The organism is Cellvibrio polysaccharolyticus, assembly GCF_015182315.1.
Classification (GTDB): Bacteria; Pseudomonadota; Gammaproteobacteria; order Pseudomonadales; family Cellvibrionaceae; genus Cellvibrio; species Cellvibrio polysaccharolyticus.
In genome coordinates, this window is sequence record NZ_PRDL01000001.1 from 2,546,865 (window position 1) to 2,567,314 (window position 20,450).

At 51.5% G+C, this 20,450-nt stretch carries 26 protein-coding genes and 1 tRNA gene; 11 read left to right on the forward strand and 16 right to left on the reverse strand.

The annotated features are described in order from the left end of the window. Positions 1-57: 57 nt before the first annotated feature. From acpP to C4F51_RS10970, 6 genes are all read right to left on the reverse strand, one after another. Positions 58-294: an acyl carrier protein gene (gene acpP / locus C4F51_RS10945; RefSeq protein WP_012487300.1), complete on the reverse strand. Its 237-nt coding sequence runs from the start codon at positions 292-294 to the stop codon at positions 58-60. 192 nt (positions 295-486) lie between these two features. Beyond that, complete coding sequence (gene fabG / locus C4F51_RS10950; RefSeq protein ID WP_193909737.1) at positions 487-1,230, reverse strand: 3-oxoacyl-ACP reductase FabG; 744 nt, start codon at positions 1,228-1,230, stop codon at positions 487-489. Between the two features lie 14 nt (positions 1,231-1,244). Then, the gene (gene fabD, locus C4F51_RS10955; RefSeq protein ID WP_193909739.1) at positions 1,245-2,183 is read right to left on the reverse strand and encodes an ACP S-malonyltransferase; all 939 of its coding nucleotides are present in this window, start codon (positions 2,181-2,183) and stop codon (positions 1,245-1,247) included. A gap of 32 nt (positions 2,184-2,215) precedes the next feature. After that, on the reverse strand, positions 2,216-3,223 hold the full coding sequence (gene plsX, locus C4F51_RS10960) for a phosphate acyltransferase PlsX (RefSeq protein ID WP_193909741.1): 1,008 nt from the start codon (positions 3,221-3,223) through the stop codon (positions 2,216-2,218). 21 nt (positions 3,224-3,244) lie between these two features. Beyond that, the gene (gene rpmF, locus C4F51_RS10965; protein ID WP_193909742.1) at positions 3,245-3,427 is read right to left on the reverse strand and encodes a 50S ribosomal protein L32; all 183 of its coding nucleotides are present in this window, start codon (positions 3,425-3,427) and stop codon (positions 3,245-3,247) included. Positions 3,428-3,481: 54 nt separating this feature from the next. Continuing rightward, entirely contained in the window at positions 3,482-3,844 is a 363-nt protein-coding gene (locus C4F51_RS10970) for a YceD family protein (RefSeq protein ID WP_328701431.1), read from the reverse strand. A gap of 288 nt (positions 3,845-4,132) precedes the next feature. Here C4F51_RS10970 and C4F51_RS10975 point away from each other — a divergent pair, with 288 nt between their 5' ends. Continuing rightward, positions 4,133-4,726 carry a Maf family protein gene (locus C4F51_RS10975; protein ID WP_193909744.1) on the forward strand — a complete coding sequence of 198 codons (594 nt, stop codon included), beginning with the start codon at positions 4,133-4,135 and terminating at the stop codon, positions 4,724-4,726. On the opposite strand, the gene C4F51_RS10980 is transcribed toward C4F51_RS10975, so the two are convergent. Both C4F51_RS10980 and rluC read right to left on the reverse strand, forming a co-directional pair. Then, positions 4,723-5,361 (reverse strand): HAD-IA family hydrolase, encoded by a 639-nt coding sequence (locus C4F51_RS10980; protein WP_193909746.1) that lies wholly within the window; start codon positions 5,359-5,361, stop codon positions 4,723-4,725. The two genes, C4F51_RS10975 and C4F51_RS10980, sit on opposite strands and share 4 nt — an antisense overlap. A 28-nt stretch (positions 5,362-5,389) precedes the next feature. Continuing rightward, positions 5,390-6,358 carry a 23S rRNA pseudouridine(955/2504/2580) synthase RluC gene (gene rluC / locus C4F51_RS10985; RefSeq protein ID WP_193909747.1) on the reverse strand — a complete coding sequence of 323 codons (969 nt, stop codon included), beginning with the start codon at positions 6,356-6,358 and terminating at the stop codon, positions 5,390-5,392. Between the two features lie 711 nt (positions 6,359-7,069). On the opposite strand from rluC, the gene rne reads away from it, so the two are divergent. The 7 genes from rne to C4F51_RS11020 all read left to right on the forward strand — a co-directional run bounded on the left by rne (position 7,070) and on the right by C4F51_RS11020 (position 12,606). Beyond that, the gene (gene rne / locus C4F51_RS10990) at positions 7,070-10,036 is read left to right on the forward strand and encodes a ribonuclease E (protein WP_193909749.1); all 2,967 of its coding nucleotides are present in this window, start codon (positions 7,070-7,072) and stop codon (positions 10,034-10,036) included. Positions 10,037-10,182: 146 nt separating this feature from the next. After that, positions 10,183-10,273, forward strand: a tRNA-Ser gene (locus C4F51_RS10995). A gap of 198 nt (positions 10,274-10,471) precedes the next feature. Further along, a complete protein-coding gene (locus C4F51_RS11000; protein ID WP_193909751.1) occupies positions 10,472-11,146 on the forward strand; it encodes a Bax inhibitor-1/YccA family protein in 675 nt (224 codons plus the stop codon). Positions 11,147-11,203: 57 nt separating this feature from the next. Beyond that, positions 11,204-11,596 carry a sulfurtransferase complex subunit TusD gene (gene tusD, locus C4F51_RS11005; protein ID WP_193909753.1) on the forward strand — a complete coding sequence of 131 codons (393 nt, stop codon included), beginning with the start codon at positions 11,204-11,206 and terminating at the stop codon, positions 11,594-11,596. 4 nt (positions 11,597-11,600) lie between these two features. Then, positions 11,601-11,963 carry a sulfurtransferase complex subunit TusC gene (tusC, locus tag C4F51_RS11010; protein WP_193909755.1) on the forward strand — a complete coding sequence of 121 codons (363 nt, stop codon included), beginning with the start codon at positions 11,601-11,603 and terminating at the stop codon, positions 11,961-11,963. A gap of 1 nt (position 11,964) precedes the next feature. Continuing rightward, positions 11,965-12,273, forward strand: a complete 309-nt coding sequence (tusB, locus tag C4F51_RS11015) for a sulfurtransferase complex subunit TusB (RefSeq protein WP_193909757.1) — start codon at positions 11,965-11,967, stop codon at positions 12,271-12,273. 3 nt (positions 12,274-12,276) lie between these two features. Next, on the forward strand, positions 12,277-12,606 hold the full coding sequence (locus tag C4F51_RS11020; protein WP_193909759.1) for a TusE/DsrC/DsvC family sulfur relay protein: 330 nt from the start codon (positions 12,277-12,279) through the stop codon (positions 12,604-12,606). Between the two features lie 90 nt (positions 12,607-12,696). Here C4F51_RS11020 and yajC read toward each other — a convergent pair whose 3' ends face one another. The 6 genes from yajC to C4F51_RS11050 form a co-directional block, all read right to left on the reverse strand. Further along, positions 12,697-13,044: a preprotein translocase subunit YajC gene (gene yajC, locus C4F51_RS11025; protein ID WP_193909761.1), complete on the reverse strand. Its 348-nt coding sequence runs from the start codon at positions 13,042-13,044 to the stop codon at positions 12,697-12,699. Positions 13,045-13,163: 119 nt separating this feature from the next. Continuing rightward, positions 13,164-13,607 carry a helix-turn-helix domain-containing protein gene (locus C4F51_RS11030; protein WP_193909763.1) on the reverse strand — a complete coding sequence of 148 codons (444 nt, stop codon included), beginning with the start codon at positions 13,605-13,607 and terminating at the stop codon, positions 13,164-13,166. A gap of 233 nt (positions 13,608-13,840) precedes the next feature. Further along, positions 13,841-14,314, reverse strand: a complete 474-nt coding sequence (gene bcp, locus C4F51_RS11035) for a thioredoxin-dependent thiol peroxidase (protein ID WP_193909764.1) — start codon at positions 14,312-14,314, stop codon at positions 13,841-13,843. Positions 14,315-14,860: 546 nt separating this feature from the next. After that, positions 14,861-15,553, reverse strand: a complete 693-nt coding sequence (locus C4F51_RS11040; RefSeq protein WP_193909766.1) for a GGDEF domain-containing protein — start codon at positions 15,551-15,553, stop codon at positions 14,861-14,863. 106 nt (positions 15,554-15,659) lie between these two features. Next, on the reverse strand, positions 15,660-16,541 hold the full coding sequence (locus C4F51_RS11045) for a carbon-nitrogen hydrolase (RefSeq protein ID WP_193909768.1): 882 nt from the start codon (positions 16,539-16,541) through the stop codon (positions 15,660-15,662). Then, entirely contained in the window at positions 16,538-17,578 is a 1,041-nt protein-coding gene (locus C4F51_RS11050) for an agmatine deiminase family protein (RefSeq protein ID WP_193909770.1), read from the reverse strand. The genes C4F51_RS11045 and C4F51_RS11050 overlap by 4 nt, the downstream gene beginning before the upstream one ends. A gap of 200 nt (positions 17,579-17,778) precedes the next feature. Between C4F51_RS11050 and C4F51_RS11055 the strand changes: the two genes are divergently transcribed. Further along, a complete protein-coding gene (locus C4F51_RS11055; protein ID WP_193909772.1) occupies positions 17,779-18,285 on the forward strand; it encodes a J domain-containing protein in 507 nt (168 codons plus the stop codon). A gap of 12 nt (positions 18,286-18,297) precedes the next feature. Here C4F51_RS11055 and C4F51_RS11060 read toward each other — a convergent pair whose 3' ends face one another. Further along, complete coding sequence (locus C4F51_RS11060) at positions 18,298-19,098, reverse strand: methyltransferase domain-containing protein (protein ID WP_193909774.1); 801 nt, start codon at positions 19,096-19,098, stop codon at positions 18,298-18,300. A gap of 26 nt (positions 19,099-19,124) precedes the next feature. Continuing rightward, a complete protein-coding gene (locus C4F51_RS11065) occupies positions 19,125-19,445 on the reverse strand; it encodes a nucleotide pyrophosphohydrolase (protein WP_193909775.1) in 321 nt (106 codons plus the stop codon). A gap of 51 nt (positions 19,446-19,496) precedes the next feature. On the opposite strand from C4F51_RS11065, the gene C4F51_RS11070 reads away from it, so the two are divergent. After that, complete coding sequence (locus C4F51_RS11070; protein WP_268905036.1) at positions 19,497-19,814, forward strand: GIY-YIG nuclease family protein; 318 nt, start codon at positions 19,497-19,499, stop codon at positions 19,812-19,814. Beyond that, the gene (locus tag C4F51_RS11075; RefSeq protein ID WP_193909779.1) at positions 19,811-20,446 is read left to right on the forward strand and encodes a tRNA-uridine aminocarboxypropyltransferase; all 636 of its coding nucleotides are present in this window, start codon (positions 19,811-19,813) and stop codon (positions 20,444-20,446) included. The genes C4F51_RS11070 and C4F51_RS11075 overlap by 4 nt, the downstream gene beginning before the upstream one ends. Positions 20,447-20,450: the final 4 nt, after the last annotated feature.

Below are 20,450 nucleotides of genomic sequence, written 5' to 3' on the forward strand. Positions count from 1 at the left end.
CGTATTATTTCTCAATAATACGGCTTTTCGCAAACTGGAAATCAGCTGGCTTGAAGATTACGCCAGATTGGCGTTGATGTAATCGATAGCCAATTGAACTGTGGTGATTTTCTCAGCTTCTTCGTCTGGGATTTCAGTTTCAAACTCTTCTTCCAGAGCCATAACCAGCTCAACGGTATCGAGTGAATCCGCACCCAGATCTTCAACAAAAGAAGCTTCGTTTTTAACTTCTTCTTCTTTCACACCCAGTTGCTCAGCAACGATTTTTTTTACACGTTCTTCAATGCTGCTCATGATGCTCTTTAACTCCTAGTGGTGGTATCGACGAAACCGTCATTCTATGAAACCACGAAGGGTGGTTCCTTCATTATGTTTCGGCCAAAATCGACGCGCATTTTACATCTATTTTCGCCACGTTGTAATGCATAGAGACAAAATTCTTCATTTTTTAAGAAAATTTCCTTAAAAAACAAAGAACTAAACACATCAGGACATATACATGCCGCCGTTAACATGGATAGTTTCGCCGCTGACATAGCCTCCTGCTTCGCTGGCAAGGAAGCCAACAACCGCAGCAATCTCTTCCGGCTTACCCAATCTTCCAAGCGGAATCTTTGACAACAATCCGTGCTTTTGTTCCTCGGATAATACCTTGGTCATATCAGTATCAATAAAACCTGGCGCAACCGTGTTTACTGTAATGCCCCGCGAACCGACTTCAGCTGCCAGCGAACGGGCAAAACCGGCCACACCGGCTTTGGTAGCAGCATAGTTGCTTTGGCCAGGATTACCCATAGCACCCACAACCGAGCTGATATTAATAATACGACCCCAGCGGGCTTTCATCATGCCACGCAATACCGCTTTGCTCAAACGGTAGACCGCACTCAAATTGGTATTGACTACATCAAACCACTCTTCTTCGCTCATGCGCATCAACAAGTTGTCTTTGGTGATGCCGGCATTATTTACCAGAATGGCCGGGGCACCAAATTCTTCCTGGATGCTGGCAAGCAGCGCTGCAACCGATGCAGGATCGGTCACATTCAACACTTTGCCTGCGCCGCGAACACCGGCCGCCTGCAGACGTTCGGTAATTTTTGCTGCGCCGGACTCACTGGTAGCGGTACCGATAACGATAGCGCCCGCAGCGCCCAACTGATCAGCGATGGCTGCACCGATGCCGCGGCTGGCACCTGTGACCAATGCCACTTTATTCTCAAGACTCATAATATATGCCTGCTTTAAAAAACCGTGCTCAACACCGTCTGCAACTCTTCCGGTGTTTCAATAGATAATGTGGTCAACTCTTTGTTGATCCGCTTGTTCAAACCTGACAAAACTTTACCAGGGCCACATTCCACTGTGAAATTTATCCCGGCAGCGCTGATGGCGTTTACGCAATCGACCCAGCGAACCGGACTGTAAATCTGCTCAATCATCAACGACTTGATAGCTGCCGGATCACTTTCAACAGCCGCCGTTACGTTATGAATAACGGGAATGGTCGGTGCGCTGAACAGCGTGCTATCAATAAGTGATCGCAGGCGCTCGGCAGCGGGCTTCATCAATGAGGTATGAAACGGAGCACTTACTGGCAATGGCAAGGCGCGCTTGGCACCCGCCTCTTTGCACAAAGCACTGGCGCGCTCAACGGCAGCCGCTGCACCGGCAATAACCACCTGGCCGGGAGAGTTGAAATTCACGGCAGAAACCACGTCGCCTTGCGCAGCTTCGGCGCAAGCGGCAAGGATTTTATCATCATCCAGCCCGATAATCGCAGCCATACCGCCCTGACCGGCCGGCACAGCTTCTTGCATGTAACGTCCGCGGTGTTGCACCAGCTTGACCGCATCGGCAAAAGCCAGCACATCGGAACACACCAGCGCAGACCACTCACCCAGGCTGTGCCCTGAAACCAGCGCTGGCGTAACGCCGCCCTGCTCTTTCCAAATTCGCCACACGGCAACACTGGCGGTCAGCAACAAAGGCTGGGTGCGCTCGGTGAGATTAATATCTTCCTGACTACCGGTTTGCACCAGTTGCCACAAGTCGTAACCCAAAACGTCAGATGCTTCGGCAAATAAATGTTGTACCAGAGGATATTGATTGGCCAGCTCAGCCAGCATGCCCGGCTTCTGGGAACCCTGCCCGGGGAAAACAAAGGCGAGATTTTTTTGCATGGAGAGATCTCTCAGGTTAAACAAGGGTAAATTTATTGATGCGCCAGTTGTGCGCCAATTTTCTCGGCAACACGCTGATCAATTTGCTCAATAGCAACTCGCAAAGCTTGCTCAAAGGCGTATTCGTCAGCACCGCCATGACTTTTTATAACTGTTTTTTGCAAGCCAAGAAAAATAGCGCCATTAAACCGCGCAGGATCAAATTCTTCTTTCAGCCGATAGAAAAATGGTCGCAACCAAAAGGCCATCAGCTTGCGCCAGAAACCGGCATGAAATGCCTGCTCCAGCTTTTTGGAAATAAATCGCGAAGCACCTTCACTGGCCTTCAGCGCAATGTTGCCGGCAAAACCATCACAAACAATGACCTGGGATTGACCGAGAAACAACTGGTCTGCCTCCAGAAAACCGGCGTAATTGATACGCGGATCTTCTTTGAGCAAATGTTGCGCAGCCCTTACCACAGCGGTACCTTTTTCCTCTTCGCGCGCTACATTCAGCAGCGAAACACGAGGATCAACCGTCAATGTCGCGCGAGCGAGAATGCTACCCATCAGCGCAAATTCAGCAAGCTGTTCGGCCGAGCACACCAGATTTGCCCCCATGTCCAGCATGTAGGTTCGTCCGGAAATAACCGGCAGGGATTTGCAAATGGCAGGCCGCTCAATACCGGGAAAGGTTTTTAACAGATGCTTGCTTATCGCCATTAAAGCGCCCGTATTACCGGCACTCACACACGCGTCAGCCTTGCCGTCGCGCACCATTTCCAGCGCCAACCACATGGACGATTGTTTTTTATGGCGCAATGCCACCAGAGGATCTTCATTCATGGTGACCACATCGGCCGCATGATGAATGGAAAGACGGGAAATAAAAGGTGCAGAAAAGCCGCTCAAAAGTTGTTCCAACTGGGCACTATCACCAACCAGTAACAACTCAAGACGCTCAAAAGAGGCAATAACTTTCAGTGCAGCCGAAATAACAACGCGGGGACCTAAGTCCCCGCTCATAGCATCAACGGCTATACGAATGTTGGCAGACAAGGTGCTGTCTGGTCTCAGAGATTACTCGTTGCTGCCAGTATCGATCACTTTACGGCCACGGTAGAAACCGTCTGCAGTAATGTGGTGACGCAAGTGTTTTTCGCCGCTGGTTGCATCAACTGACAGGGTTGGGCCAGTCAAAGCATCGTGTGAGCGACGCATGTCACGTCTGGAACGGGATTTTTTGTTTTGCTGAACAGCCATGATTTTCTCCTGATGACTTTACACTGAAGCCGAGGCGCCTCTTTCCCCGCAGGGTTATTTCGGCGAGCTCTTTAATTGCTCCAGCACTTGAAACGGGTTTTTCGCTTTTTTTACCACCACCGGCTCACCACTGGTCAACAACTTCTCATCAATACAAAGTGTTTCGTGGTAGGCCACTGCCGGCAAATTCAATAACAGCTCTTCTTCGATCATGCTGTAGAAGTCAGCTGCACCCTCACCGGTAATCCAGGGATCAAGATGCGAAGGCAATGCCTCCATATCTTCTTCACTCCAGATAATTGCCAGTGAAATGTCACAATGCACAGGGACCGCCGCAGGTTGCAAACAGCGCTGACATATCTGCGATACGTTAGCGACTGCAGTTCCGGTGACAACTCTGTGTCTATCTTCAGTCACACCAAACGCCAGGTTAACATCAACCTCACCGTCTCCGGATTCGACAGCTTCAAGCAGTCGTGGGAGCGATGAAACAGGTACGGTTCCGCTTACCGAAATGCCTTGTTGGGCAAATTTTCGCGGGTCGCCGAGTCTGGGTAGCGTTTTTTTTGAGAGTGCCTGAGACATAAGCGCGCCATAATAGGGATCACCAGGGGTTCTGTCAAAGAAAAAACGCATCAAAAGCACGCTATTACTGCCTTAGGCGTAGAATGGCGACTTTTTACCGCCAACCAGAGGCTTTTTGTCATGCTTCCCCTCATTCTTGCATCGAGTTCACGGTACCGCCGGCAGTTGCTCGACAAGCTACAGCTTCCTTATATATGGCATTCACCGGATATTGATGAAACACCGCAAGCGAATGAATCGCCAGAACAACTGGTGAAGCGCCTTGCCAGGCAAAAGGCGCTCGCCCTGCGCGACCACTTTTCTGAAAACCTGATTATCGGATCAGATCAGGTGGCCACCCTGGAGGGTCGCATCCTCGGCAAACCCGGAACTCACCAGAAGGCCGTGCAGCAATTGCTACTTATGCAGGGAAAGTCCGTTGACTTCATAACCGGACTGGCGCTCCTTAATAGCAAGAGCGGCAACCTGCAAGTAATCTCGGACATTTTTAGCGTAACTTTCCGCCAGCTCACAGCCGCCGAAATTGATAATTACCTGCTGCGCGAGCAACCCTACGATTGTGCGGGCAGCTTTAAATGCGAAGGATTGGGGATTGGACTTTTTTCAAGTATGAACGGTTCTGACCCTAACAGCCTGATTGGCCTCCCGCTGATTCAGCTGACAAATCTGTTGCAGCAGGAGAATGTGCACCTGTTCCGACAGGCGGTCGATTAAACCCCGCGCCACAACAAAAGCTGATCAATAGAATCCAGCACCATCTCCGGCTGATAGACTTTCAGCCTGTCCGGATGGTGCGCACCGTAAGCAACACCGATGCGCGGCATATCGATAACTTTCGCCATCTCCATATCGTAGGTAGTGTCGCCCACCATAACCGCCTGATCAGCCGCCACCGAAAAATGCTGCAGCAATTCATGCAGCATTTGCGGGTGCGGCTTGGATGCCGTCTCGTCAGCACAGCGCGTAGCATCAAAGGTTACCGCCATGGACTGCGCACTCAGGATACGATCCAGCCCTGCCCGGCTCTTGCTGGTAGCTATCGCCAACTGGTGGCCCTTTTGACGCAACACCGCAAGCGTCTCATCAACACCTGCAAACAAATCAACTGGCCGGGTATCGAGCAAGCGGTAGTTGCTGGAATACTGCAACTGAATATCCGCTCTCAATGCATCACTCAGCGCCGGAAACAAAACCTCCACAGCCACCGGCAACGCGAGGCCAATAATATTATGTACATCCGCCTCCGCCGGTACGGCCACCGCAAGATCCCGTGCCGCCGCCTGCATTGCCTGGGTGATTCTCGCGGTTGAATCGCTTAAGGTGCCATCCCAATCAAAAATAAATAACAAAACTTACTCCAACATCTACAACTTTCATCTATTGCAACCCGGTCAGCGCCTGCGCCAAATCATCCGGCAGTGCTGCATCCACACGAATGCGCTGCGGCACACCCGGCAAGTCAAACTCAAGCGCCGCCGCATGCAAAAATAAACGACGAAAACCATGACTTCTCATCGCCTCATTAATACCGTCATTACCGTATTTTTCATCGCCCAGCAAACTATGCCCTGCATATTTGGCATGCACGCGAATTTGATGGGTTCTTCCGGTAATGGGACGCGCCTCTATCAAGGTAAAATCCTGAAAGCGCTTCAGCACCGCAAACTCGGTAAGGCTCGGCTTGCCATCGGTGCTCACCCGCACAATGCGCTCACCACCAGCGACCTCGCGCTTGAGCAAAGGCGCATCAACACGCAAACAGCTATTCGGCCAATGGCCAATCACCAACGCCTGATACACCTTGCGAATAACGCCGGGGCCGGTTTTGTCCCGCAATGCGGACTGCAAGTGACGTAAGACACTGCGCTTTTTGGCAATCATGATGCAGCCGGAGGTATCTTTATCAAGGCGATGCACCAACTCCAGAAAGCGATTCTCCGGCCGGATCTGACGCAGAGACTCAATCAAACCAAGATTAACGCCGCTGCCGCCATGCACCGCAAGCCCGGAAGGCTTGTTAATTACCAGCAAACCGTCATCTTCATAAAGCACCGCCTGCTCCAGATGCTGAACCAGCGACTTTCCGGGCACCGCCACAGCGGCACTTTCAGCAACACGTACCGGAGGTATACGCACCACATCACCAGCTGCCAGCTTGTAGTCGGGCTTGCTCCTTCCTTTATTAACACGCACCTCACCTTTACGAATGAGGTTGTAAATTCTGGACTTGGGCACGCCTTTCAAGCGTGGCGATAAAAAATTATCAAGCCGCTGACCGGCCTGATCTTCGTCCACTGCTACCAAACGTACGGAGAGATTTCCGCCAGACGCATCGGTTTTAACCACTGTTGCTCACCACCATTATTGAGATGTGCGCATGATACAGGAGGGCGCCATCAAAAACCTGAGCCAATTGCTGCCTGCGCGGATAACTGCTATATTCAGCGGGCTGCTCAGGGCTGGTTTCCGGATAACGCGTAAAAGACAGGCGTATCGCTGGGAAATACCGCTGACAGCAGAAGCCTTTTCGCAACGCTCAGCCACCTTGCTGATCAGAATCCAAAGGCTTCCGGTAACTAAACAAAGAGTATTGATGTTTACCTTTTATAACGTCAGCACAACGTAAACTCGCGCGACATCGCGCAATAGCAGTAGCTAACACCGGATTTTGTAAAACTCGTATTGCAAGTATTGTTTGTTCCAAAGCCCAAAGCCCGCACTTCAGATGTTCTGACGGTCCCGGCAGTCGGGGAAGCATGAGAACAACCGCTAACCGGACTCTCCCCCTACCTGATTCGAGAGCAAACAATACCCTTAATCAAGCTGAATAATCAGCCCGATAAACAGAGTTAAATGGGAACAGAACTATTGATCAGCCCTGGATTTTTACCTGTCACCGGCAGAAGCATCGCCGCTGAACAAACTCCCGACTGAATTTCTGCCCGGCAGCAGTTGCATCGGGTGTTCAGCACCCTGGATTGCAACTGAACTACAAAAAACGCTGCAGGCTCCGGCTCTTGTGTATGTTTATGCGCAAAAACCGAGTATCTATAGCAAATGAAAAGAATGTTAATCAATGCAACCCAGCCGGAAGAGCTGCGCGTTGCGCTTGTAGACGGCCAATGGCTGTATGATCTGGATATTGAAAATCGCAACCGCGAACAGAAAAAATCCAACATCTATAAAGGCCGCATTACCCGTGTAGAACCCAGCCTCGAAGCTGCTTTTGTTGACTATGGTGCCGAGCGCCATGGTTTCCTCCCCCTGAAAGAAATCGGTCGCGAATATTTCAGCAAGCAATCCGGCGACTCCGAAGGCCGCATCAAGATTCGCGAAGTGCTGAAAGAAGGCACCGAAGTTATCGTTCAAATCGATAAAGAAGAGCGGGGCAACAAAGGTGCCGCACTGACTACTTTTATCAGCTTGCCCGGCCGCTATCTGGTTCTGATGCCCAACAACCCTCGCGCTGGCGGCATTTCCCGTCGCATCGAAGGTGAAGATCGCGCCGAACTGAAAGACGCCTTGAGCGCCATCGAAATTCCATCCGGCATGGGCGTTATTATCCGCACCGCTGGCGTTGGCCGCAGCCCCGAAGAACTGCAATGGGACCTGGATTACCTGCTGAAACTCTGGGCATCCATTGATTCTGCCGCCAAAGTTAACCCGGCCCCCTCCTTCCTGTTCCAGGAAAGCAACGTAATCATTCGCGCTATCCGCGATTACCTGCGTCAGGACGTAGGTGAAGTTATCGTGGATAACAAGGAAGCCTATGATCTGGTTTCCGGCTTTATTCAGCAAGTAATGCCCAACTACCGCAGCAAAGTAAAGCTGTATCAGGACGATATTCCGCTGTTCAATCGTTACCAGATTGAAAGCCAGATCGAAACCGCTTTTGAGCGCGAAGTAAAGTTGCCTTCCGGCGGCTCTATTGTTATTGACGTGACCGAAGCGCTGGTTTCCATCGACATCAACTCTTCTCGTGCCACCAAAGGCGGCGATATTGAAGAAACCGCCCTGCAAACCAACCTGGAAGCTGCTGACGAAATCGCCCGCCAATTGCGCCTGCGCGATATGGGCGGCCTGGTGGTTATCGACTTCATTGACATGCAGCCGGTTCGCAACCAGCGCGAAGTAGAAAACCGCGTGCGCGAAGCCTTGGAAATGGACCGTGCCCGTGTACAAATCGGCCGCATCTCCCGCTTCGGTCTGCTGGAAATGTCTCGCCAGCGCCTGCGCCCATCATTGGGCGAAACCCATTCCAAAGTGTGTCCACGCTGTAGCGGCCAAGGCACCATTCGCGGCACCCGCTCACTGGCACTCTCCATTCTCCGCCTGGTAGAAGACGAAGCACAGAAAGAGCGCAGCGCCGAAATTCGCGCGATTGCACCGGTACCGGTGGCCACTTATCTGCTGAATGAAAAGCGTAAAACCATTTCCAGCATCGAAGCACGCAACAACACCCGCGTGGTCATTGTTCCCGATGCAGAGATGATGACCCCGCATTTCGAAGTACAGCGCTTGCGCGACGACGACGAAGGCACTCTGGAAACCAGCTACAAAATTGTTGCCAATACCGAAGAGCATCATCACGAAGAGGAAGAGGAAACCAACGTCAAGGCGCCACCACTGCCAAAACCGCTGGTACAACACTCCGCCCCCAGCCAGCCAGCTCCTGCGCCGGTTGTACGCAAGCCGGAAGGTTTGATTGCCCGCTTTATCGCGCTCCTGGCCGGTCTTTTTGGCGGCAAAGCAGAGACTGAAGAACGCAAAAAGCAAAATCGACGCGAGCAGGGTCGTAATGGCCGCAATCGCCAGCAGACACAAGGCCGCAATCGTCGCGACAGCCGCAATCGCCGTGATCGCAAGGATGATCGCGACTCCCAGGAAATCACCACCAATCGTGACAACTACGAGAAGCGTGAAGCCCCGGAGAAACGTGACTCCCGCCAGAACACAAAAGATGCAAACGATACCAATGCGCGTGACGACCAGCCTCGCCAGAATGGCCGCCAGCCTCGCAACAATGATCGCAACGACCGCAATGCCGAGCGCAACAACGGTAACGAGCGCAATGGCAATGAGCGTAACAGCAACGATGGCGAAGTTCGCGAGCCGCGCCAGCAACGCCAGCCGCGCAACGCCCAGCGTGAAAACCCGGACGCTCGTCGTCAGGCGCCTGCTCAGGAAGCTGCGGTAGAGAACAAACCGCTGGTAGTTGATGAGCGCACCGAAAACAGTGAGCAGGACGATCAGCGCCCGGGCAAACGCCCAGCTGGCAGAAGAACCCGCTCACAGCAACGTCGTCGTGGCCGTCGTGATGAATCCGGAGCAGAAGTACAAACTTCAGAATCCGGCGATAACGAAGCTACCGAAAACACCAGCACTCGCCCGGAAGTTGCAAGCGCAGTAGCTGCCGAGGTGGTTGCAGAACAGGTACAACAACCGGTTCGAGCCAGACCGCAGCCAGCAAGAGAAGAAGCACCGGCATTTGCTGCTGAGAAATCTTCTTTTGAAGCCCCTGCCGCTGAAGTGGTTGCCACACCGGAGCCCGTCACCGCAGAACCGGCCGCACGTGAACCACGCCCGGTAGAGCGAGTTGAAGCTGCACCTGTGGTAGAAGCTGTTCGTGAAAGCAAGCCGGTAGCTGTCGAAGCGCCAGTCACACTTAAAGCGCCCGAAGCAGACGCTGTAGCCGCTCCGGTAGAACGCACGATTGCAGAAGCTATCGAAACACCTGCTCCGGCAGCCGAACCAGCACCTGTCGCAGTTGCAAGCATCACCGAAGAAGCACCCGTAGATGCAGACAGTAGCGCACCGGCAAAAAGAGCCAGTAACGATCCGCGTACCCGCTCTCGCGTAGTGACTGCATCCATCATTACCGAAACCATTGAGCGCCCGGTTGCAGACGCATTGAACACCGCAGAGCCGGCGGTAATCGAGCACAACCCACGCCCACTGCGCCGACCTACCAATGATCCGCGCAGATCACGCAGTGAGTCAGAAAGCAGCGAACAGGAATCCTGATTGCTGAAATTTTATTCAATACAAGGCGCAGGGAGTGCGCCTTAAAGTGATTTGCGTGTTTATTGATCGATCTATTTGATTATTCAGAATTTTTTCATTTTTTATCTTGCCGTATGAAAAAACCTATGTATAATCTGCACCACTTCGGAAGGGTGGCAGAGTGGTTGAATGCACCGGTCTTGAAAACCGGCGTAGGTTTATAGCCTACCCAGGGTTCGAATCCCTGCCCTTCCGCCATATTAAAAGCCGACTGCTAAAACAGTCGGCTTTTTTATTGGCCGCAAAAAAATAAAGTCGCGGCCCCGGGTGATTGAATTATCTACTCTGCCTCTGGTCATAGTTACAGCTTTTGTCGCTGCCAGGAAAACCCTTGGCATATGGCAACAGGATTTGTATGATTGGGATACCAATTTTTCAGCTTTAACGGAGATAACCATGCAAGAAGTCTATACACAGTCTGCTGCCAGTAGCAGTGTTGAAGTCAACAAAGTGTTGCGCAACACCTACATGCTGCTCGCTTTGACCCTGTTATTCAGTGCGGTAACCGCCGGAATATCCATGGCAATTGGCATGGGGCGCGGCACCGGTCTGGTAATGAGCCTTGCAGCCATGGCGCTGATCTGGTTTGTACTGCCAAGAACGGCCAACTCGTCCAGCGGTCTGCTGGTGGTGTTCGCATTTACCGGTTTGATTGGCGCAGGCATTGGCCCATTGCTTTCACACTACCTGTCATTCGCTAACGGCCCATCCATTGTGATGCAAGCACTGGGCGGCACCGCGATTACCTTTTTGGGCCTGTCAGCCTACACGCTGATTTCCCGTAAAAACTTCAACTTCCTGCAGGGCTTTGTCACCATCGGTATTATCGTGATGCTGGTTGCCATGCTGGTTCTGATCGGTGCTTCACTGTTCGGCTTTAATGTTTCCGGCTTGAGCCTGGCATTCTCTGCCGGTGTAATTCTGCTGATGTCTGCGCTGATTCTTTATCAGACCAGCGAAATTATTCATGGCGGTGAAACCAATTATTTGTTGGCGACCACTTCGCTGTATCTGTCTATCGTCAATATCTTTACCAGCCTGCTGCACCTGCTGGGCATGTCAGACGATTAATAAACCACCGTTGTTTTTAATCAGGAAAGCCCCTTTAAAGGGGCTTTTTTATTCGCCATGATATTTTCCCTTGCCGTTTACGGCGCCCCCTACTCTTCACAAGCCAGCTACTCTGCCCTGCAGTTCGCCAAGGCGACCCTTGCTAACGGCCATAGCCTTTACCGTGTTTTTTTCTACCACGATGGTGTACATAACGCCACGCATCTGGCTGCGCCACCGCAGGACGAATACAACCTGACTGGAGAATGGCGAACCCTGGCGATAGAAAACCGGACCGACATGGTCGTTTGTATCGCCGCCGCGTTGCGCAGAGGCATTATTGATGCTGACGAGCAAAAGCGTTACGAAAAAACAGCCAGCAATCTTGCCGCCCCTTTTGTTTTGGGCGGACTTGGACAACTGCTGGATGCCGCGGTCGGCTCCGACCGACTGATCACCTTTGGCAACTGATTCCATGAGCAAAAAGATTTTATTTATCTCCCGCCATGCACCTTACGGCTCATCTCTGGCCAGAGATGCGCTGGACGCCCTGCTGGCATCCGCCGCCTATGATCAGAGCCTTGCCCTGCTATTGATGGACGATGGCGTTATGCAGCTGCTGGCAGGGCAAAATGCCGACTTGATTGATCAGAAAAATTTCGCCAGCGTTCTGCCAGTACTTGAGCTGTATGATGTGGAGCAGATCTATGTGCACAGCGAATCTCTGCTGAAGCGCGGGATTGAAAAGAATGAGCTGATCGACCTGCCCCTTACTTTACTAAACAGTAACGAGGTCGCTGACCTCATTAGCAGCCAGCAGCAGATTTTGAGCTTTTAAAATGACCACGTTGCATACCGTTAATAAATCACCCTTTTCGCACTCGGAACTTGAGAGCTGTCTCGAGATCTGCCGCGATGGCGATGCCATATTATTAATTGAAAACGGCGTATTCGCCGCAAAGGCGGGCAATGTGTGGCACCAACGCCTGGCAGAAACCATCACTAAAGGCATACCGGTTTACGCCCTGAAAAATGACCTGATTGCACGGGGGCTGCCAGCGGAGCAATGTGAACCCATCCAGCTGGTGGACTATGCCGGCTTTGTGGAATTAACCTGCCATCATGAACGCACCCAAAGCTGGTACTAGACGATGCCGGACACTCTCCTCACCAATATTGAAACCGACAAAGATGGCTTTCTAAAAAACCTTTCCGATTGGAGTGCAACAGCAGCGAGCGATCTTGCGGCATCGGAAAAGGTTGTACTGACAGATGCCCACTGGGAAATGATTTATTTGTTACAAAATTTTTACAGGGAGTTTCAAATTTCCCCGTCCATGCGCGCGCTGGTGAAATATACCGCACTAAAGCTGGGCAAAGACAAGGGAAACAGTATTTACCTGCTGGAGCTCTTCCCGCCATCGCCGGCACGCGTGGCCAGCAAAATTGCCGGCCTTCCCCGCCCCGCAAACTGTCTTTAAACCAACCACCCTGCCACACCAAATCGCAGACATAAAAAAACCGGACGCATCTGGATGACTGCGTCCGGTTTTGCTTTTATCAGCTGGCTATCAGTCTTTCAGGCCATCGACTGACTTCAGCGTTCCTTTCGGCAGAACAGCGTGCACTGCAACCTTCTGGAACTTCAATTCGATGCCGTTGCCGGTTTCAAGCACAACGTAATTGTCATCAACCTTAATCACTTTACCCAACATACCGCTGGTCAGCACCACTTCGTCGCCTTTGCTCAAGGCAGACACCAATGCACTGTGCTCTTTTTGACGCTTACGCTGGGGACGAATAATGAAGAGATACATAAACAGAAACATGCCGCCAATCAGCAGCAAAGTCACCATTGGATCACTACCCTGAGGGCCAGCACCAGACTGGGCGTAAGCGGAGGAAACGAAAAAACTCATGAAAAGAACCTCTGACAATATTTTAGAGCGCTAACTCTACCTTGTTTATAAAGACCAGGCAAATACGTCAAAGATTAACCCGGCAGTCTGTTTAAGACCGCCAGGTTAGCAATCGGATATCACGCGTAATCGCGGAACAACTTGCGGAAAACACTGGGGGACAAACCGGTCCAACGCTTGAAGGCATTGGTAAAGCTGGTTCTGTCTGAAAAATCCAGCGCTTTGGAAACAGTGTCTACGCTCATGTTCTCATCAATAAGGTACTTGATGGCATAGTGAAAACGCATGGTATCGCGCAACTGGGCAAAATTCGCTTGCTGACTTTGCAGACGACGCTGCAAGGTTCTCTTGGAGAGATTAATGTCTTCAGCGATTTTGTCGATGGATAAACCCGACTTGCCGACACGTTGCTGTAACGAATCCATCACCTTGGCGGATACCCCATCAAACTGGGGAATAGCGGCCATATTAAGATATTGGTGGTATGAATGAATTCCTGTTCCTTCAAATGAACCTTCTGCAGCCGGTTCGCTATTGGTGTAAACACGCTGTAGTTGAATCATAACGGCCTCTCCTTATGCCAAAAACCAGGCATGTGATGTGAATTAACCTTGATCAAAATGGGTGATACGTTCATGCAGGGTACCTGTGTTCTGGTGAGCCTTCATCAAACGGCGCACCGGTTAACAACGAATGCGCGTGGAATCATTATAGGACAATATTTCTCATTACCAACTGAATGCGAAAGAAAAACATCGAAAACCTGTAAAAGATCACACTAATGTAACTATTTAATTTAAAAACTATTTTTTATGTAACCAATAACATCCTGATCGTGAGTTTTGGTATTAACCTTAGATAAAATATTTCTTAGAACACCCTCCTTGTCGATGATAAAAGTGGATCGGAGAATGCCATCGTATTCTTTGCCCATGAATTTCTTCGGCCCCCAGGCGCCATACCTTGAAGCCACCTCGTGATCCTCGTCGGACAACAAATCAAAATTAAGATCGTACTTATCTATGAATTTGGTTAACCGGGAAACCGGATCAGGACTCACCCCTAACACTACCGTATCCAGACTGGAAAAAATTTCGACAGAGTCACGAATACCACAAGCCTGCGTGGTACAACCCGGCGTTGAGGCTTTGGGATAAAAATAGAGGACTACATTTTTCCGGCCTTTATAAGCGTCCAGAGAAATGGTTTCTCCGCGCTGGTTAACCAGCGAAAACCCGGGTGCGGGCTTGTTCACTTCAGGGTGACTCATATTGACTCCTTAACAGTAGCGCCCTGCCCAACCAGCCGCAGCGCACTTTAAAATAACATTACCGGGGATAATGACAGCGCACTCCCCACAGAGACAAGGCTGCAATTTTTAATAGAAAAAGGGAGAAAGAATTTGTTAGCCATGAACGCAAAAAAAATAACAGCTCTACGAAATAACAGCATAGATTTTTTTGCAGATGTAAACGGTTTCGCAACACTTCACCAATTAAAAATTTCTGACCCACGCACAGAATAAAAAGTTTCCCGCACCACCAGGCATAAATACACGAGGATTACTGCCCCGGCTTCTACCGCAGCGATTGAAACACCCGAACACACCGCGTTAAATTAAAATTCCTGAAAAATAAATTTTTACAAACGCAGCTGTCACTACAAATTTAATTCAAACCCCGGTGAAAAAACATTCGATGTAAAGTTACATCAATAAGACAGTTTAATTTTTATTATAAAATCCATTCCCGTGGTGGAGCATTCCCTTCCAACACAAAAATGGAAGCGGGAACACATCGGTAATGCAGACTACACCTCAATCCTCGGGCGAATTGTAAAAAACATTAAAAAGCGCTGCTTTTTCTTCGCTGCTGACAAAATTTTCGCCACAGCTGACAGGCGGATGCTCAACACGATTACGCCCCGCCTGTTTTGCCTGATAAAGCCACTGATCAGTTCGGGCCAATAAAGAAACCGAGGTTTCGCCACGGTGGAAGGAGTATTCATCAACCCCCAGGCTTACCGTCAAAGTCACGGATGTGTCGTCGAGGGTCAGCGGATTCTCTTCAATCATTGCGCGCAGGCGCTCTGCGACCTTGATAGCCTGCTTGAGCGGGGTATCAGGCAGTATGATGACAAACTCTTCGCCACCGTAACGGCTGGCAATATCAAGCTTGCGCAAGGATTCATTGATCAAACCACCCACACGCTGCAATGCCTGATTGCCGGCTTCATGCCCCCAGCGGTCGTTAAAGGCTTTGAAGTGATCAACATCGAGCAAGATAATCGACAGCGGCTGGCCGGTGCGCAAGGTGCGCTCCATCTCAAGCGGGAGGACTTCCTGGAAGTAACGGTAGTTATGTAAACCCGTCAGTAAATCGGTGTGGACTTTTTCAGCCAGGTCACGCACCTGATCGCGCAACAATGCCATCTCCTGCTGCAGCTGACAGGCTTTTCCTGTTTCAGCGCAGGTAATAAGAGATGGAGACTGTAGGGGAATATCTGCCATGTGATATCAGTCACGAACCAACACAATATGAGCAGTCTAGCAGGGTATAAGAAAAATTTATGCGCCAAAATCCACTTTTTTAGAAGATTTTGACGCCAGTGACTTTTTAGTCACGATAAATCTTTAACAAATCCGGGTAATGGTCAATACGACGATCACGGAGATAAGGCCAGATGCGGCGAACGTCTTCTCCGCGCGCCAGATCTATCTCAACAACCTGGGCAACCTCGGAGGTTTGATCGGCCTGATAAAGAAATTCACCCTGGGGGCCGACCACAAAACTGCTGCCCCAGAAATCGGCGCCGGGTCCACCGGCCGGATCCGCTTCGTGCCCTACCCGGTTAACAGCCACCACAGGAACGCCGTTGGCGATGGCATGGGAACGCTGGATGGTGATCCAGGCCTGACGCTGGCGTTCTTTTTCATCGGCTTCATCCAACGGCCATGAACCGATGGCGGTGGGGTAGATTAACAATTCAGCGCCAGCCATTGCCATCAGGCGTGCCGCCTCCGGGAACCACTGATCCCAACACACCAGAATACCCAGCTTGCCAACCGAGGTTGTTATGGGCTGAAAGCCCAGATCACCCGGCGTGAAATAGAATTTCTCGTAATAGCCCGGATCATCCGGAATGTGCATTTTGCGGTATTTGCCCGCAATGCTGCCGTCAGCGTCGAGCACCACAGCGGTGTTGTGGTACAAACCGGTGGCACGCTTTTCAAACAGCGACGCGACAATAACCACCCCCAGCTCTTTGGCAAGCTGACCGAGCGCATCGGTAGACGGGCCGGGAATGGTTTCAGCCAGATCAAACACCGATACATCTTCCTGCTGACAGAAATAAACGCTGCGGTGCAATTCCTGCAATACCACCAGCCGCGCGCCCTCGGCAGCGGCCTGGCGAATCAACTGGATTGTTTTTTCAAGGTTGGCCTGCACATCCGTGCTGCAGGCATGCTGGATCAAACCGGTTTTTAACAGACTCATAAATACCCCAATACCCCTTCCGGAATTTGCATGGTGATGCAGTGCAAGCTGCCGCCCTGTTCTACCAGCGTGGCGCAAGGAATGCCCATCACGTCATAACCGGGAAAGGCTTGTGAAATTTGCTCAAGCGCGTCTTCATCGCTCAGACAATCATAGATGGGTACAAGCACCGCCTCGTTGACCACCAGGAAGTTGGCGTAAGTGGACGGCAAGCGCTCGTCGTCATCGTTATACAGGGCTTGCGGCCAGGGCAATGGCAACAAGCGGTAAGGTTGGCCGTCGGCATCCGTCAGCGCTTGCAACTCCGCTTCCATCGCTTTCAATTCGGCAAAGTGCTCATCTTCCGGGTCATCGCAGGCGGTATAAACGATCACGTTGTTGGGGCACAGGCGCGCCAGAGTATCAATATGGCTGTCGGTATCATCACCGGCCAGATAGCCGTGGTGCAGCCAGTTGATCTTGCGAACACCGAACGCTGCTTTCAAGCGATCTTCAATTTCCGCTTGGGATAAATGCGGGTTGCGGTTGCTGTTCAACAGGCAGGATGCCGTGGTCAGCAGCGTGCCGTTTCCATCTACCTCAATCGCGCCGCCTTCCAGCACCCAGTCGCACGCTTCATAAGTGGCCGCAGGAAATGCTTGCTGGTCAAACAGCTTTTTGTTGATAGCGTTATCCAGGCTGGCATCGAACTTGTTACCCCAGGCATTAAAGGTAAAGTCCAACAGCTTTGGCCCCTGCTCTGTCAGAACGGTTAACGGGCCGTGATCTCTCGCCCAGGTGTCATTGCTATCAACCGGGTATAAATAGATGTGCTCTTCAGGCACCCCCATGGATGACAACCGCTGGCGCACCTCTTCCAGCAAATTTGCCGGTACGGCAATCACCAGATCGGCGTAATCACAGATGACCGTTGCCAGCGCCTCGTACAAGGGCGTAACTTCATCGAGAATGTGGTTCCAGTCGGTGCCCTGATGCGGCCAGGTAAGCATCACGGCATCCAGAGGTTCCCACTCAGCCGGTAAACGCTGAACTGACATAAGATCTCCTTAACATTGGAAAAGGTGTGAAAAATGGCGGCATTATAGCCCCGAAACCGCCGCGTCTGTCTGAATTGCTGCTTGCACGCCGCTAAAGAACCTCCTGCCGCAATCCAGGTCTGAAGGCAACACGCCTTGCTGGTCGTCAGCGGCAGGTATCACGCTATAATGCCAGGCAATTGCTACTATCCGGTTGATCTATGATTCAAAGTATTCTGCTTATCCTGTTGGTGATTGGTGCTATCACCGGTATTCGCTGGTTTAAACAGCAGCCCCAGGCCGCGAGGCGCAAGGTTATGTTGCGCAGTCTGGCCGGCGCGGCAATTTTTCTGCTGATTACCCTGGCCGTTACCGGGCGTATGCATTGGCTGTTTGCCGTCATCGGTGCGTTGATCCCCTTTATGCGCGGTGCTTTGGGGCTTGGTATTCAGTTACTGCCTTTATGGTTGCGCCGCAAATCTGGCCAGAACACCACCGGTAATAACCAGCCGCCCGCCAGGCAGCCACTTGATCTCTCAATCGATGAAGCAATGCAGACACTGGGACTGGAAGGCGATCTTAATAGCGGGAATATTACCGTAACGATGGTGAATGACGCCCATCGCCGTTTGATTCAAAAAGTGCATCCGGATCGGGGTGGCAACGATTTTCTGGCGTCACGCGTTAACCGGGCCAGAGATGTGCTGATTGATCGCTTGAAGGTCTGACAAAGTCCGCATCTACTCTTTTTGCGCCAGCAAATGAATGTACCGCCCCAGATCCACATAAGGCATTTGCCGGGAAAGCACTAACTCCATCTCCAATACCCCGGCGGGATCCACCTGCCGCTGCTGCGGATCAAGAATATAATCGTGGAATACCCGTATACCGCTCTTCACCAGTAAATGACATTGTTGCTGTTGCAGCCAGCTTTCAACCTCTGCGGGCTGCATCGGGCTGATGGGTGTGAGACTGCCGCGCGCGCCGGAAAAATCATTGTCCCGGACTTTTTTGTAATTGGTGCGCAGCAGATTTTTATAGATCAGCGCGTTACGGTTGTAGAAGGTTAATGACAGGTGACCGTCGCTTTTCAAATAACGCGCCAGCGTTGGCAGCAGCGTTTCCGGTTGTGCCATCCATTCCATCACCGCATGGCACAACACCAGATCGAACTGACAATCTTCAATATGATCAGCCAGCTGCTGAATAGCGCAATGTACCAGCTGCACATTGCCGGACCAGGCTTTCTCTGCCAGCGTTTCAGCAGCAACGGCCAGCATATCGGCGGAAATATCACACAACACTACCTGATGACCGGCTTCTGCCAGTGTCAGTGAAAATTGTCCCTGTCCGCCTCCGGCATCGAGAATACGCAACGGACGCGATTGATCGCCAAACGGCGCTATCGGCAGGTATTCGGTAAAGTCTCTGGCCAGCACCGCCAGGCGAATTTGCCCTTTAAGACCGCCGTAAATATTCTTTTTGAATCGTGCCGCAAGACCGTCAAAATTGCGGTCAACGGTAACTGCCTGTTTTGCCATAGCGCACTGACCTTGATGAACGTAACTCAGTAACGTTTCCGATTGCTTGCAATTTTATCGGCTACTGCCGCTTCCAGCGAGATATCCAACTGTTCCGACAGAGCCACCAGGTACATAAACACATCAGCAATTTCATCAGCTACCGCCTGTTTTTTTGCCGGCTCAGCGGCCAACGCACGCGATTGTTCATCGGTCAGCCACTGGAAAATTTCCAGCAATTCAGCCGACTCAACGGCAACCGCGGCGGCAAGGTTTTTGGGCGTATGGTATGCTCCCCAACCTTTCGCTTCAGCGTGAGCCTTGAACGCTTCGCTGACTTTTTGAATATCCAGTGACGTTGATTGCATGTTGGACTGGCTCGTTAAGTGGGATTGGCTCGATAAAATGCAGGTCATGTTTTGACGGCAAATAACTGGTTGGTCTATATGATTCTGACCGACGATCAGCGGCTGTATACCGGTATTACTACCGATATGCAACGGCGCTGGCAACAGCATACATCCGGTAAAGCCGGCGCCCGCTTTTTCCGGGGTCGCAAACCGCAGCAACTGTGTTTTCTTGAACTTCACCCCGACCGCAGCAGCGCCAGCAAGCGCGAATACGCCATTAAGCAGTTGGCGCGCACCGCCAAGGAAAATTTGTTGCAGCTCACCGATGGCAACACCCGCGTACTGCTTGCCGAATTGCAATTGAATCTGCCGGATCAACCTGCATGAGTGCCACCCCGAAACGAAGCCTTTGCCCGCGCTGCGATCGCCCGCAAGTCACCTGCCTTTGTTCACTGGCCACGCCTATTGCCAACCGGGTAGAAGTCATTATATTGCGGCACCCGCAGGAAACCGGCAACGCCAAGAATACCGCCACTTTGTTAAAACTGTCGCTGGCCCGCATTCGAGTACTGGAAGGTGAAACCTTTGCCGCTGCCGACTTGAAAAACCTGCTGGATGACCCGATCTATACCGAGGTTTTACTGTATCCGGATACCCCGGAAAGCGCAGCGCTTGGTATTGCTTCACCGCCGCCACTGCAGCAGAGCGCTATACAACGGCCGGAAGCGATTCGCCTATGGGTGCTGGATGCCACCTGGCGAAAAAGCCGCAAGATGCTGTATCTCAATCCGGATTTGCAAAGGTTGCCCCGGCTGTCATTGACCGATACGCCCGCGTCACGTTATGTGATTCGCAAGTCGCATCTTCCGGAACAACTGTCTACGCTGGAATCTACCTGTTATGCGTTGCATCAACTGGAGCAGGGCCAGGTAAATTACACCCCGCTGCTAAAGGCTTTTGATCAATTCATTAGCCGGCAACTGACCTTTTTACCCGCCGAGCGGTGCAACAACCACTGATATG